This is a genomic window from Pseudomonas atagonensis, assembly GCF_011369485.1.
GTDB lineage: Bacteria > Pseudomonadota > Gammaproteobacteria > Pseudomonadales > Pseudomonadaceae > Aquipseudomonas > Aquipseudomonas atagonensis.
On sequence record NZ_VXCA01000049.1, the window covers coordinates 24,564 to 37,830 of the forward strand.

Genomic DNA, 13,267 nt, shown 5'->3' on the forward strand with positions numbered 1-13,267 from the left:
GCGCCGTCCATGGCGTGCGGACTATGCTGAAACAGGGCATGAGGGCTGATCGATGAAAGTGCTGTTGGTCGATGATCACGCGGTGGTACGCATGGCAGTCGGGATGATCCTGGCCCGTGAAGGGCATGAGGTGGTCGGCGAGTGCGACAACGGCGTCGAGGCGTTGAGCAAGGCGTTCGAGCTCAAGCCTGATGCGATTGTGCTCGATCTCGATATTCCGCAACTCGATGGCATGGCGGTGATCGACCGTTTGCGCATCGGTGGCAGCACCGCTCACGTGGTGGTGCACACTGGTCTGAAAAGTCCCGCCTACGCGGCGCAGTGCCTGCGGGCCGGGGTCGCGGGTTTTCTGTCCAAAGGTGATGATCCGGCAGAAATAGTCACTGCGCTCAAAGCCGTGGCCAGTGGCAAGAGCTGGTTTCCGGTCGGCGCACTGAGGTCGGTGCGTCACAGCGACTTCGCGCAGGACGATGCGCAACTGCTCGACGGCGTCTCGCGGCGCGAACTCAAGGTGTTGCACGGCCTGGCGCAGGGCAAGAGCAACAAACAGATCGCCGATGACATGCTGCTCAGCAACAAGACCGTCAGCACCTACAAGACCCGTCTGATGCAAAAGCTCAATGCGAGTACGCTGCTTGAGCTGATCGACTTCGCCAAACGCAATCACCTGGTCTGACCATGGGACACTGCCGACAACTGCTCAGTATTTTCATTCTGGGGCTGCTGGCACTGGCGGTGTGTGCCGAGCCGCTGACCTTGCTCAGTCGCACCACCGACGAACAGCTGACGCCACCGCTGAGCGGTGCGCAACGGCAATGGCTGACGCACAAAGCGGTTCTGCGCGCCGGGGTCTATGCACCGGATCGACCGCCGCTGGACATCACCGCCAATCAAAAGGATTACGAAGGCATCTCGGCCGATTACCTGCAGATTTTTGTCCACGCCCTGGACTTGCGTGTGCAGGTCGAACACTTTGCCAATCAGGCCGAAGCCCTCGCCGCCCTGCAGCGCGGTGATGTCGATCTGGTGCCGCGCATCAACCACCTCGAAAACCACTACAGCGATCTGCGCATGAGCGCACCTTACGCTTACGACCAAGCGGTACTGGTCAGCCGCTTCGGTACCCACTGGGCCAACAATGCACCGCCAACCGGCACCACGGTGCTGTTCGATCCGGACTGGATGCTCGAGAGCCGGGTCGCGGCAATGTTTCCCGATTATCCGCACGAAGCCGTCGCATCGACGCAGGTTGGCCTGGGGCTCGTGGCCTACAGCGAAAACAAAGTGCTGCTGACCGATGCAATTTCTGCGCAATACCTGCTCGAACGCAGTTACCAGCAAAGCCTGAAACAAACCGTCCAGCGCGACTCCGAAGGGCTCGGTTTCAGCTTCGCCGTGCAACGCGATCAAGTGCAGTTGCTGAACCTGCTCAACAGCGTGCTGGCGCGGATCTCGCCGCAGGAGCGCGCGCACATTGCCCGGCGCTGGGGCATCGGGGCCAATCCGAAGCTCGGTTACAACCGCTTGCAACTGACGCCTGCCGAGCAGCAGTGGATCAAGGAACATCCGACGCTCGATGTACTGGCCAGCGACTTGTATTCGCCCTTCAGCTTCTTCGATGCGCAAGACCAGTTGCGCGGCATGTCCGCCGATTTGCTGGAGATGATCAACGACCGCACCGGGCTGGTGTTCCAACCGCGCAAGATCACCTCGGTCGACGCGATGACCCGCCGCGTTCAACACAACCCGGCCAGCCTGATCGCCGCCATCACCTACAGCGAACGCCGTGAAAAAGACATGGCGTTCTCGCGCCCCTACGTGGTCAATCCGTTTGTGCTGGTGACCCGCGTTCAGCCCGAGCACGAAGGCATGAGCGGGATCAAAGGCCAGTCGGTCGCGATCATCAAAGGCTCGGAAGCCGCCAATTGGTTGCGACGGGAGTGGCCGGACGTGCGCACCGTGGAAGTCGATACCGCAATTGAAACCTATGAATTGCTCGCCGAGGGCCAGGTCGAGGGCGTGATTCAGCCGCAGATGGGCGCCGCCTATCTGATCGACCGCTACTTTCGCGGACGCCTGCAAATCGACTCGGTGCTTGGCTCACAACCGGCGCTGATCAGCTTCGCCACCGGTAAACAGAACGCCACGCTGGTGTCGATCCTCGACAAGGCCTTGCTCGACATCCCGCCCGGCGAATTCAGCGACCTCGCCAACCGCTGGCAAAATCCGCAAGACAGCGATGGCGGCTGGAGCACTTATAAACACTGGATACTGCGGGCGCTGATGCTGCTGGTGGCGGTGCTGCTCGGCATCGTCGCGTGGAACCTTGGCCTGCGCCGGCAAATCGCCGAACGGCTCAAGGCGCAGAAAGCCCTGAGCGATCAGTTGCTGTTCATGCAGGCGCTGGTCGACGGCACGCCGCACCCGATCTATGTGCGCAACCGCAAAGGCCTGCTGCTGAGTTGCAACCGCGCCTACCTGCAGGTGATGCAAGTAGAGCTTGCGCAGGTGCTGAACAAGGGCCTGATCGAGGCCGACATCCTGCCGCTCGACAACGCCCACAATTACAAACGCATCCACCGCGCGACACTGGAAAGCGGCGAGCCTTCGTTCGACAATTTTCCGCTGCGGGTCAAGGGCCACACCTACCACATCTATCACTGGGCTCTGCCCTACCGCGACTCCGACGGCGCCATGACTGGCGTGATCGGTGGCTGGATCGATCTCACCGAACAGCAACATTTGCAGCACGCCCTGCTTTCAGCCAAACAGCAGGCCGAAGCGGCGAACCGGGGCAAGAGTCATTTTCTGGCGGTGATGAGCCATGAGATTCGTACGCCGATGAGCGCACTGGTCGGCGTGCTTGAACTGCTGCGCAATCGGCATCCGCAACACGGCGAAGAGGCCGAGTTGATCGACATCGCGCAGAAGTCCGCCGGCGGCATGATGGAGTTGATTGGCGAAATTCTCGACCTGACCAAGATCGAATCCGGTCAGTTCGAACTGCGCAACAGTCGCTGCAATCCACAGCGTCTGGCGCGCACCGTGGTGCAGGGGTTTGCCAGCCTCGCGCAGCAAAAACACGTCGAGCTGACGTTCAATGCGGTCGATGCCGATCAGGCCGTGGAGCTGGACTCGCTACGCTTTCGGCAGATTCTTTCCAATCTGTTGAGCAATGCGATCAAGTTCACCGAGCAAGGCTCGGTCAGTGTCGAATTGAGCCTGCGGGTCAAAGGCGACATCGCGCAGTTGTACCTGAGCGTGCGCGACACCGGCGTCGGCATGGACGAGCCGCAGCGATTGCGCCTGTTTCAGCCTTACACCCAGTTTGAATACAGCGACCGCGAAGTGCAGATCGGCAGCGGTCTGGGCTTGTCGATCTGTCAGCAACTGACGGAACTGATGGGCGGCCAGCTCACCTGCGAGAGCCAGCCGGGACAAGGCTCGTGCTTCACCCTGAGCCTCAGCCTGCAACGCTTGCCCGATGAACCAACACCGCCGCAAATGCTCGGCGAATCCCTGCCGCCTCTGCCTTCGCGGCATGTGCTGATCGTCGAGGATCACGAGTTCAATCGCGTGGTGCTGCAACGGCAACTGGAGTCCTTGGGAATGCGCGTCAGCTGTGCCGAGAACGGCCTCGAAGGTCTGCGCCTGTGGGCAGAAGACGACTTCGACTACCTGATCACCGACTGCAACATGCCGCTGCTCAATGGCGACAAGATGACCCGCCAACTGCGCGCCATCGAAGCCGCCGAAGGACGCGCTCCGACCCACGTTCTGGGCCTGACCGCCAATGCCCAGCCACAGGAAATCCAGCGTTGTCTTGAAGCCGGGATGAACGATTGTCTGTTCAAGCCGCTGACCCGCAGTGTGCTGGAGCGCTACCTGCGCGAAGCCGAGCAGGTGCGGCAAACCACGGCACCGTGTTTCGATCCGTCGAAGGTCAGCGCCATCACCGCCGGTGACGCGGCACTGACGCGGCAATTGCTGGCCACTGTTCTGCGCACCAATCAGCAAGACTTTGAAACGATGCAGGCGCTGTTCGCCGCTGGCGATTTTCAGGCCATGGCCCGCTGCTGCCACAAGATTCTCGGCAGTGCGCGAATCATTCAGGCCACGCCACTGATCGCCGCGTGCGAACAGCTGGAAAGCGCCTGCGAGTCGAGCACCACGCGCCAGGAAGCCCACCGTCTGTTCGAAAGGTTCGTCCAGCAAATGAAGCGCCTGCAAACGGCGCTGAAGGATCAGTCGATCAACTGCGACTGAACGGCTGCGCAGTGGGCACCCATCGTGTGTGCGACAGAAAAGCCTGCTTTTTGTAGGACGCTTCCCACAAAAACTTGGGACGTGTCTGCGTTCAACCGTCCTTGCACCTGAGCAGAATCCGCCGTCTCTTCTCCCTGTAGTCGGCGGATCATTATGTTTGCGTTGGGTGTACGGTTTTCACGGGTTTCGGTATCGGCTGCCTTGTTGATTCTGGGGGCCGCGCCAACGCGGGCCGACGCCGCCAGTTGTGACTCGACAACTTGCCTGACCACGCCACAAGCCAACGTGCGGGTCGATGACGGTAGCTGGTTCGCCGTCGGCACTGGCGGTGTGCTCAGCGCCAGCGCTGTGAGTCTCGGCACGATCCGCCTGCTCGATGAAGGCAAAGCCACGCAAATCACCGTGAGCAACAGTGGCAGGCTGGAAGTCCTCGAGAACGGCCAGATCGATAACACCCTCGTCGAAGACGGCGTGATGGTTGTCGCCGGCGCGGCCACGGCATTGACCACCCATGTTCTCAATGGCGATCTTGAAGTGGCGCAGCAAGCGGTGATCAGCGATACCGGAATCGACGGCGGCAGGCTGTACGTTTACGGCGATGGGTTGGCCAAGAACACACGGGTGAGCAACAGCCAGGTGACGGTGTACCAGTCCGGGACGATGCAGCGCACGCTCATCAATGCGGGCGGCGAGGTCTCCCTCGCCGACTCCGCGACCGCCATGGACACCGAGGTCAACAGCGGCGCGGTGTTGAGCAGCATGGCGGGCACTTCGGTGTTCAACACCACCGTCAACTCCGCCGGCCTGATGGTGCTCGGCGCCGGCGCAGCGGCCAGCGACTCGACAATCAACGCCGGCGGGCGCTTGCAGCTCAAGGGCGATGCAACCTTGCACGGCGCCAACCGCGTCGACGGTCAGGTCGAGTTCGCCGACCCGGCCGTGACCGGCGCATTCCACACATTGAACATCGACGGAGCGTTGAGCGGTAACGGGCACTTTTTGATGAGCACCGATCTCGCTGCCTTGCGCGGTGACCTGCTCAAGGTGCAAGGCCCCATCAGTGATGTGCACACCCTGGTCGTCGCCGATTCCGGCAATGTGCCCAGCGGCACGCAGCAATCACTGTTGCTGGTCGATGGCAACGGTGGCAGCGGTGACTTCCAGCTCTACGGCAACACCGTCGATGCCGGGGCGTATCGCTATTCGCTGCAGAAACAGGGAGACGACTGGTATTTGGGCAAACCACCGGAAAACATTCCGGATGTGGACATCGAAGATCCACAGACACCCGGAAGTCCTGATCCCGTCGTGATTCAACCGCCGACCACTCCACCCGTTTCGCCACCACAAAACCAGGCCGACACCTTGAGCAAAGGTGCCAACGCCGCCGTCGCCGGGCACGCGGCGAGCGCCGCACTGCTCGACGCGCAGAAGCACAGCACTCAGCAACATCTTGCCGATCTGCGTTCCGGGCGAGATCAGGGTGGCGTGTGGCTTCGTGGGTATGGCGCCGAGCAGCATATCGACAGCGGCAGCAGCCGTGCCTTCGAGCAGCAAGTCAACGGAATGGAAATCGGTGCCGACCAGGCGTTTGCCCTGGCTCACGGCACGCTGTATGTCGGCGGGCTCTTCGGTCAGGGCCAGGGACGGCAGGACTTCGGCGAACGCAGCAAAGGCAACATCGACAGCACCACACTCGGAGCCTATGCCAGTTATCAGGCACACGAGGGGATTTACGTCGATGGCGCGCTGAAGTACTCGCGGCTGGACAACGAAATCAGAATCACCGGCAACCTCGGCGATCCGGTCAAGGCTCACTACGACAGCCATGCGGTCACTGCCGAAACACAGATTGGCAAGGCAATCGAGTTGGGGCGCGGCTGGTTTGTCGAGCCACAGGCCGGGCTGCAAGTGGCGCGAATCAGCGGCGGGCATTACACCGCCAGCAATGGCTTGTCGGTCAATCAGGGAACCATGACTTCGCTACAAAGCCGGGTCGGCGGGCAATTCGGCCGCGAACTGCAACTGGACAAGGGTTTACGTATCAAGCCTTACGTGAAAGCGACATGGGTGACTGAGCATGCTGGCGACAGTTCGGTGCACGTCAACGGCGCAACACTCGACAGCCGACTGCCGGGGTCACGAGGGGAACTGGGCGGGGGCGTGATGCTGACCGTTGCGCAGAATCAGCAGATGTATGTCGAGGGGCAGTACGTCAAAGGTCGCGATATCGAACAGCCATGGGCGGTCAGCGTCGGTTATCGCTACAACTGGTAATCACCGAAAGGATTTCAATACGGGAGCGGTCTTGCCCGCTCCCTCAGAAACTCAATGCGACCTTGATTCAGTCATCCGGCATTTCCGGTGGCTTGGCCGGTTTGGCGGGTTTTGTCGGTTTGGCACCTTTCGCGCCTTTCGCGGCCGGTTCGGTGGCTGCTGGTGTAGTCGCCACGGACGGCGGTGCGATGTCCTTCTCGGTCGCCGGCAAGGCATCGACGGTGTCGAAGATTTTCTTCAGATCGACCGACTTCGCTTCATCCCCCGACGCCGAGAGTTTGGTCTCGCCGTCCTTGCCCAACAGGAACACTTTCGGGTACGCCCCGGCGCCCAGCTTCAGTGAGCGCAGCAACGCCATGGTGTCCTGCTGGCCGAGATCCTTGCCGTCCAGCTGACCGGCCATATTGAGGATGGTGTAGACCTTGATGTTGCGATCGGCGACGCCCTTCTTGTTCGCCGGATCTTCCAGCGACTTTTTCAGGCCGACCCACACGGGGTCAACGGTGCTTTGCGCGATCACGATCAGGGGTCGGGCGCGGCCCATGTCCCCGGCAATCGGGGAATCGTTGTCAGCGGCGAACAAGGGGCCGGCAATCGCCAGCAAGAGTGTCAGGGTCAGTGACCTGATGAGCATGCGCATCTCCTTTTGATATCCACGCTCTAATGATTGCGCATCGTGGCGATTGTTCCGGGCGCGCCCGGCAAATATGTTTCGCCTTGTCAGAAGCTTAGGTCAGGCCCGACATTGCGCAACCGCAACGCTGCGATCACGACTTGGATTTGATTACCTTTTATGACCACATTAGGGTGGTCGTTTCGCAGACGAAATGGAGTTCACCCGCATGCACATCGATTACCTGTGCGACCACCCCGAACTGATTGAAGAACTGGCCACCCTCAACTTCAAGGAATGGGGCGAGTTTCGTCCTGGACAGACCGTTGAACACCGTATCGAACACATGCGCGCGTCGTGCGGCAAGGGCGCGATTCCCAGCGTGGTGGTGGCGCTTGATGGTTCGCGGTTGCTGGGCGGCGCGCTGCTGATCGAAAAAGATCTGAAGCTGCGCCCGAACCTGACGCCATGGCTGGCCGGGGTTTACGTGAAGGCTGAAGCGCGCAATCGCGGAATCGCTTCGCAACTGGTCAAGCGTGTGGTTGCAGAAGCGGCGGCACTGGGTGTGCCTGAGTTGTACCTGTACACCGACACCTCGCAGTCGCTGTATGCGCGACTGGGTTGGCAGGTGGTTGAAAAGTTGGTGTACGAGGACTTGCCGGTGACGGTGATGAAATACACCACTCAGAACGCCAGTTTGTAACCGATCAACACCAGCATCGTCGCCAGGCACGGGCGCAGGACTTCGTCGGAAATGCGCCCGGTCAGGTGGCTGCCGAGCCAGATGCCTGGCAGCGAGCCGACCAGCAAAAAGCCCAGCACGCCCCAATCCATATTGCCCATGCTCGCGTGGCCAAGCCCTGCGACCAGGGTCAGCGGCACGGCGTGGGCGATTTCCGTGCCGACCAGGCGACGGGTCGGCAGCAGCGGATAAAGAATGAACAGCGCAACCGTGCCCAATGCTCCGGCGCCAATTGACGTCAGCGCAACCATGGTGCCGAGGATCAGACCGGTGATCACGGTCATCACGTTCAGCCGCGAACCGCTCGGGTTGTAGTTGCCACCGGCGCGTTTGTGAGCGAATTCGAGCAAGCGCTTTTTGAAGAAAATTGCCAGTGCCGTGGCGAACAGGACAAAACCCAACGCCTGCTTGATGATGGCGTTCATCGCGTCCGGCGCGGTGTGCAAGGTACTGAGGAACCACAGGGTCATGGCCACCGCCGGCACGCTGCCGAGGGTCAGCCAGCCGGTGATGGCCCAGTCGATATTTTTGTTCTTGCGATGCACCAGGACACCGCTGGATTTGGTAATGGCGGCGTACAGCAGGTCAGTGCCGACCGCCGTTGCCGGGTTGATGCCGAACCACAGCAGGATCGGCGTCATCAGCGAACCGCCGCCGACACCGGTCATGCCGACAATAAAACCCACCACCAGCCCGGCGATCACCAGGCCGAAATTTGCCAATTCCATTAAACCGTCCAGAAAAACGACAGGAAAAATCTGGCCCGCAGCATAGCGATTTTTCTTATAACCACATATATCGATGCGGTCTATCGTTATGCCATATCGCAATCATCGGGATCCCTTGTGGGAGCGGACTTGCTCGCGAAGGCAGTGTCTCATTCAACTCATCTGTCGACTGGCACGTCCTCTTCGCGAGCAAGCCCGCTCCCACAGGGGTTATGTGGTGCCTGGTGAATCAATGCACCCGCCGCCCCGGTTTGAAGCTGTGGGTTTTATTGATCCACACCGTCGCCAGGGCGATGAGGGACAGAATCAGCAGCGCCCACGGAAACGACATCGCCCCTGCCCGATCCAGCAACAAACCGCCAAACAAGCCGCCGCCGGCAATCGCAACGTTCCATGACGTGGTAAGCATGGCCTGCACCACATCGACGTGCTCACCGGCCGAATCCGCCGCTGAAGTCAGCAGCAACGTAGCCGAACCGCCAAACGACAACCCCCACACCGCCATGCACGCGTAAATGATCAGCGGTGAAGGCGCAGCCAGCGCCAGCACCAGCGCCGTCAGGGCAAATACCGCGAGGCTGATCAACGTCAGCCAGCGCAACCAGCGATCCACCAGCAAACCTATGATCCAGATCCCCACCAGCGAGCACAGGCCAAATACCAGCAGCACCAGATCGACCCGCTCAGCGAGGCCGGCCTGCATCAGAAACGGCGAGATGTAGGTATAGAGAATGTTGTGCCCGAGCATCCAGGTCAGCACCACAAACAGCACCGGCCGAACGCCCGGCAATCGCAATGATTGCAGCAACGGCAGGCGCTCGGCGCTGGGCTGACCGGGGCGATCCGGCACTGCCACGACAATCCACGCCGCCAGTACCAGAGCCAGCGCCGACATGATGCCGAACGAAGCGCGCCAGCCGATCAGATTGCCCAGCCAAGTCCCCGCCGGCGTACCCAGTGACAACGCCACCGGGGTTCCCAGCATGGCAATGGCCAGCGCCCGCCCCTGCTGATGCACCGGGACAATTCCGCGCGCATAACCGGCCATGATCCCCCACGACAGTCCCGCCGCCATGCCGGCAAGAAACCGCGAAGCGAGGGTCAGCCCGTAATGGCTGGAAAACGTGGTGACGGTGTTGAACAGCAGAAACCCACCGACCGTCATCAGCAGTACCCGCCGCCGAGGCCAGCCGCGTGTGGCCACGGTCAGTGGAATCGCCGCGACAATCGAACCCAGCGCGTAGAGCGTCACCAGTTGCCCGGCGAGCACTTCGCTGACGTTCAGGCCCGCACCGATTTGCGGCAAAAGGCCGGCCGGCAGGGTTTCGGTAAGGATGGCGATAAAACCGGTCATGGCGAACGCCAGCAACGCGGCATAGGGCAATTTGTCCGCGCGGGTGGCGGCGTGGAGGCGAGTGAAATCGGCGCTTGCGGGGTCGGTCATGACAGGTGCAGCTCCCTTTGAGTCGAATATGGCGAAGAATTGTATACAACCTATCCGACCGCCACTCTACCCGACTCGGTTCACTGCACCGGCAAAAAATTCAGGAACAGCAGACTTTGCGCGTAATTCAAGCCGATCCGCCGATAGCGCTCGTCGAGCATTTGCGTGAGCAGATCGAGACGCGCGACGACTTTGCCGAACTCGGTGGCGAAGCTCAGGTTGCTGCCCTCCTCCGAAATCTCATTGGAGAACAGCAGCGGCTGGCCCTCCTTGTTCTGCCGCTGGGACAGAATCCAGGTGGCCTTTTCGATGTTGCGCGCGGCGTTGTGGACGAAGGTCGGGTTGATCGCATCGGTCATGTAGAACTCGATGCGATTGCCGTGGGCGGTCACCAGCATGCTGCCGATGGCATAAATGAATGCGCCGACACGGTCGCCAAGAAACTCCGGGCTCATGGCATAACTGAGCGCGGCCAGATCCTTGCGCCCCCCCAGCACCGGCAACGGTTGTTGCTGCTCGATGGCCAGGCGCACCTGTTTCACGGCGGTATTGATGTTGAGGAAACCGGATTTGCGCAGCTCTTCGGGGTTGCGCAGGTACAGCTTGCCCATCAGGCGATAAAGACTGTTGAGGTTGTCGCGCATAGCCAGCGTGGCCATGCGGTCGACGCTGGTCTGCAGAAATTCCTGCGGCTGCCCGTCACGCATCTGGGCGAAGAAACCGTTGCCGTCCTGATGCGTGCAACCACTGAGCAACAGCGACGACAGGCACCCCAGCAGCAGGCATGGACGGGGAAGAACACGGGTGATCCAGTGAAAAACTCTCGGCATGAATTCTCGAACAGGCACATTCCTGTGCGGCGGGAGTCACCGCATCCTGGCCATGGATAGAGCCGTCGATTGCAAAAAAGTGCAGTGCCGACGCCGTTTCCCGACCTTCGGCGCTATGCCCTCATTGATTTAGTCGGACTTTATTTTTGCAATAAACGTTTAATCCGCTATAAATTTTCACTCGCAGCTCAATTAGCATGACTATTAATCCGATTTGAAAACAACAACAAAAAGGAAGGTCAACCATGCTTCAATCCCGTCACCTGCTCTCCGGCCTCGGACTGTCCCTGATGATCGCCACCCTTTCTGCCAATGCGGCGGGCCTCAGCGCCGAACACAAAGCCTTCGGCAAAACCAACGACGGCACCGCCGTCGAGCAATACATCCTGCGCAACAGCCACGGCATGCAAGCGACCGTCATCACCTACGGCGCGACCCTGCAATCGCTGAAAGTGGCGGACAAGCACGGCAAATTCGACGACGTCGTACTCGGCTTCGATGATGTCCAGGGCTACCAGAAAGGCACCGCCTACTTCGGCGCGACCATCGGCCGCTTCGGCAATCGCCTCGCCGAAGGTGCGTTCGAACTCGACGGCAAGCGCTACCAAGTGCCGCGGAACGACAAAACCAACGCGCTGCACGGCGGCACGCTGGGCTTCGACAAGAAAGTCTGGAAAGCGCAGGAAACCAGGGACAAGGATTCGGTCGGCGTCACCCTGACCTATCTGTCGGCGGACGGCGAAATGGGTTTCCCCGGCAATCTCACCACCGAGGTGACTTATCGCCTCACCGACAACAACGAACTGCGCATCGACTACAAGGCCAGCACCGACAAACCGACCGTGCTCAACCTGACCAACCACAGCTACTTCAACCTCGCCGGCGCCGGCAATGGCGACGTGCTCAAACAGGTCGCCACCCTGCACGCCAGCCATTACACCCCGGTCACCGCCAAACTGATCCCGACCGGTGAACTGGCACCCGTCGCCGGCACGCCGATGGATTTCACCCGCCCCACCGCGATCGGCACGCACATCAAGGCTGATCATCCGCAGTTGAAGTTCGCCGAACCGAAACAGGGTGGCTTCGATTTCAACTGGGTGCTGGATACAAAGGGGGATATCGGCAAAGTCGCCACCGAGGTCAGTGATCCGCAGACCGGTCGGCATCTGCAGCTGTTCACCACGGAGCCGGGGGTGCAGTTCTACACCAGCAATTTCCTCGACGGCACGGTCAAGGGCAAGGGTGGCAAGGTGTATCCGCACTGGGGCGCGTTCACCCTGGAAACCCAGCACTATCCTGATTCGCCGAATCAGCCAGCGTTCCCCAGCACCCGCCTCGATCCGGGGCAGACCTATGCCCACAGCGTGATACTCAAGTTCTCCGCAAAATAACCTGCCCGCTGTAGCTGATTGTTCCCACGCTCCGCGTGGTAACGATCAGCCTCTCATCTGGAAGCTTTCGGAACCCCTGGGCTATCCTGCTGCCCACTAAAGGTATCGACACTTTCAGATAGGAGGTTTGAATGCGTACCCTCGAATTGGCCGGCGTGCAGGTTCCAGTCATCGGTCAGGGCACTTGGCGCATGGGCGAAGACCGCTCGGCGCACAAACGTGAAGTTGCCGCGTTGCGCACGGGTATCGAGCTGGGCATGACCCTGATCGATACGGCAGAGATGTACGCCGAGGGCGGTGCCGAAACAGTCGTCGGCGAAGCCATTTCCGGCATTCGCGATCAGGTGTTTCTGGTCAGCAAGGTCTACCCGCACAACGCCAGTCGCAAGGGCATCCCGCAGGCTTGCGAGCGCAGCCTGCGCCGGCTCGATACCGACTACATCGACCTTTATCTGTTGCATTGGCGCGGCCAGTATCCGCTGGAGGAAACCGTCGAAGCGTTTGAACGCCTGCGCGAGGACGGCAAGATCGGCCGTTGGGGTGTGTCGAACTTCGACGTCGATGACCTCGAAGAACTCTCAAGCTCAGCCTGCGCGACCAATCAGGTGCTCTACAACCTGGAAGAGCGCGGCATCGAATTCGACCTCCTGCCGTGGTGCCAACACCAGCGCATGCCGCTGATGGCGTACTGCCCGATTGGCCAGGGCGGTGCGATGCTGGCTGAACCGCTGCTGAATCAGATTGCCATTCGTCATGGCGTCACTCCCGCACAGGTTTCGCTGGCGTGGATTCTGCGTCAGGATGGGGTGATTGCGATTCCCAAGGCTGTGCGCCCCGAACACGTGCAACTCAATGCACAAGCGGCGCAGCTGCAACTGGATGCCGGGGATCTGACGGCGCTGGACCAGGCGTTTCAAGCGCCACAACGCAAGCAGCGGCTGGCCATGGTCTGAGCCGCCGACTGGCGAGGGCT

General features: G+C 60.7%; 10 protein-coding genes. 6 read left to right on the forward strand and 4 right to left on the reverse strand.

The features are described from left to right. The first annotated feature begins 52 nt into the window (after positions 1–52). The 3 genes from F2P67_RS26895 to F2P67_RS26905 all read left to right on the forward strand — a co-directional run bounded on the left by F2P67_RS26895 (position 53) and on the right by F2P67_RS26905 (position 6,543). Positions 53–676, forward strand: a complete 624-nt coding sequence (locus F2P67_RS26895; protein ID WP_166226134.1) for a response regulator transcription factor — start codon at positions 53–55, stop codon at positions 674–676. Between the two features lie 2 nt (positions 677–678). Then, a complete protein-coding gene (locus F2P67_RS26900) occupies positions 679–4,266 on the forward strand; it encodes an ATP-binding protein (RefSeq protein ID WP_166226137.1) in 3,588 nt (1,195 codons plus the stop codon). A gap of 153 nt (positions 4,267–4,419) precedes the next feature. Beyond that, complete coding sequence (locus F2P67_RS26905; RefSeq protein ID WP_166226140.1) at positions 4,420–6,543, forward strand: autotransporter outer membrane beta-barrel domain-containing protein; 2,124 nt, start codon at positions 4,420–4,422, stop codon at positions 6,541–6,543. 67 nt (positions 6,544–6,610) lie between these two features. On the opposite strand, the gene F2P67_RS26910 is transcribed toward F2P67_RS26905, so the two are convergent. Next, positions 6,611–7,177, reverse strand: a complete 567-nt coding sequence (locus F2P67_RS26910; protein ID WP_166226143.1) for a DUF4174 domain-containing protein — start codon at positions 7,175–7,177, stop codon at positions 6,611–6,613. A gap of 208 nt (positions 7,178–7,385) precedes the next feature. Here F2P67_RS26910 and F2P67_RS26915 point away from each other — a divergent pair, with 208 nt between their 5' ends. Beyond that, the gene (locus tag F2P67_RS26915; RefSeq protein ID WP_166226146.1) at positions 7,386–7,859 is read left to right on the forward strand and encodes a GNAT family N-acetyltransferase; all 474 of its coding nucleotides are present in this window, start codon (positions 7,386–7,388) and stop codon (positions 7,857–7,859) included. Here F2P67_RS26915 and F2P67_RS26920 read toward each other — a convergent pair. The 3 genes from F2P67_RS26920 to F2P67_RS26930 form a co-directional block, all read right to left on the reverse strand. Further along, the gene (locus F2P67_RS26920) at positions 7,841–8,626 is read right to left on the reverse strand and encodes a sulfite exporter TauE/SafE family protein (protein ID WP_007918673.1); all 786 of its coding nucleotides are present in this window, start codon (positions 8,624–8,626) and stop codon (positions 7,841–7,843) included. The genes F2P67_RS26915 and F2P67_RS26920 overlap by 19 nt on opposite strands. A 229-nt stretch (positions 8,627–8,855) precedes the next feature. Beyond that, entirely contained in the window at positions 8,856–10,070 is a 1,215-nt protein-coding gene (locus tag F2P67_RS26925; RefSeq protein WP_166226149.1) for an MFS transporter, read from the reverse strand. Positions 10,071–10,150: 80 nt separating this feature from the next. Continuing rightward, positions 10,151–10,900 carry a hypothetical protein gene (locus F2P67_RS26930; protein ID WP_166226152.1) on the reverse strand — a complete coding sequence of 250 codons (750 nt, stop codon included), beginning with the start codon at positions 10,898–10,900 and terminating at the stop codon, positions 10,151–10,153. A 245-nt stretch (positions 10,901–11,145) separates the two neighbouring features. Here F2P67_RS26930 and F2P67_RS26935 point away from each other — a divergent pair, with 245 nt between their 5' ends. Both F2P67_RS26935 and F2P67_RS26940 read left to right on the forward strand, forming a co-directional pair. Continuing rightward, positions 11,146–12,294 carry an aldose epimerase family protein gene (locus tag F2P67_RS26935; RefSeq protein ID WP_166226155.1) on the forward strand — a complete coding sequence of 383 codons (1,149 nt, stop codon included), beginning with the start codon at positions 11,146–11,148 and terminating at the stop codon, positions 12,292–12,294. 131 nt (positions 12,295–12,425) lie between these two features. After that, positions 12,426–13,247: an aldo/keto reductase gene (locus tag F2P67_RS26940; RefSeq protein ID WP_166226158.1), complete on the forward strand. Its 822-nt coding sequence runs from the start codon at positions 12,426–12,428 to the stop codon at positions 13,245–13,247. The last annotated feature ends 20 nt before the right edge of the window (positions 13,248–13,267 follow it).

What these genes read in the sequence shown, in the direction of transcription:
- F2P67_RS26910 (WP_166226143.1), bottom strand. Translation starts at nt 7,177, where the DNA reads ATGCTCATCAGGTCACTGACCCTGACACTCTTGCTGGCGATTGCCGGC.
- F2P67_RS26920 (WP_007918673.1), bottom strand. Translation starts at nt 8,626, where the DNA reads ATGGAATTGGCAAATTTCGGCCTGGTGATCGCCGGGCTGGTGGTGGGT.
- F2P67_RS26915 (WP_166226146.1), top strand. Translation starts at nt 7,386, where the DNA reads ATGCACATCGATTACCTGTGCGACCACCCCGAACTGATTGAAGAACTG.
- F2P67_RS26925 (WP_166226149.1), bottom strand. Translation starts at nt 10,070, where the DNA reads ATGACCGACCCCGCAAGCGCCGATTTCACTCGCCTCCACGCCGCCACC.
- F2P67_RS26895 (WP_166226134.1), top strand. Translation starts at nt 53, where the DNA reads ATGAAAGTGCTGTTGGTCGATGATCACGCGGTGGTACGCATGGCAGTC.
- F2P67_RS26935 (WP_166226155.1), top strand. Translation starts at nt 11,146, where the DNA reads ATGCTTCAATCCCGTCACCTGCTCTCCGGCCTCGGACTGTCCCTGATG.
- F2P67_RS26905 (WP_166226140.1), top strand. Translation starts at nt 4,420, where the DNA reads ATGTTTGCGTTGGGTGTACGGTTTTCACGGGTTTCGGTATCGGCTGCC.
- F2P67_RS26930 (WP_166226152.1), bottom strand. Translation starts at nt 10,900, where the DNA reads ATGCCGAGAGTTTTTCACTGGATCACCCGTGTTCTTCCCCGTCCATGC.
- F2P67_RS26940 (WP_166226158.1), top strand. Translation starts at nt 12,426, where the DNA reads ATGCGTACCCTCGAATTGGCCGGCGTGCAGGTTCCAGTCATCGGTCAG.
- F2P67_RS26900 (WP_166226137.1), top strand. Translation starts at nt 679, where the DNA reads ATGGGACACTGCCGACAACTGCTCAGTATTTTCATTCTGGGGCTGCTG.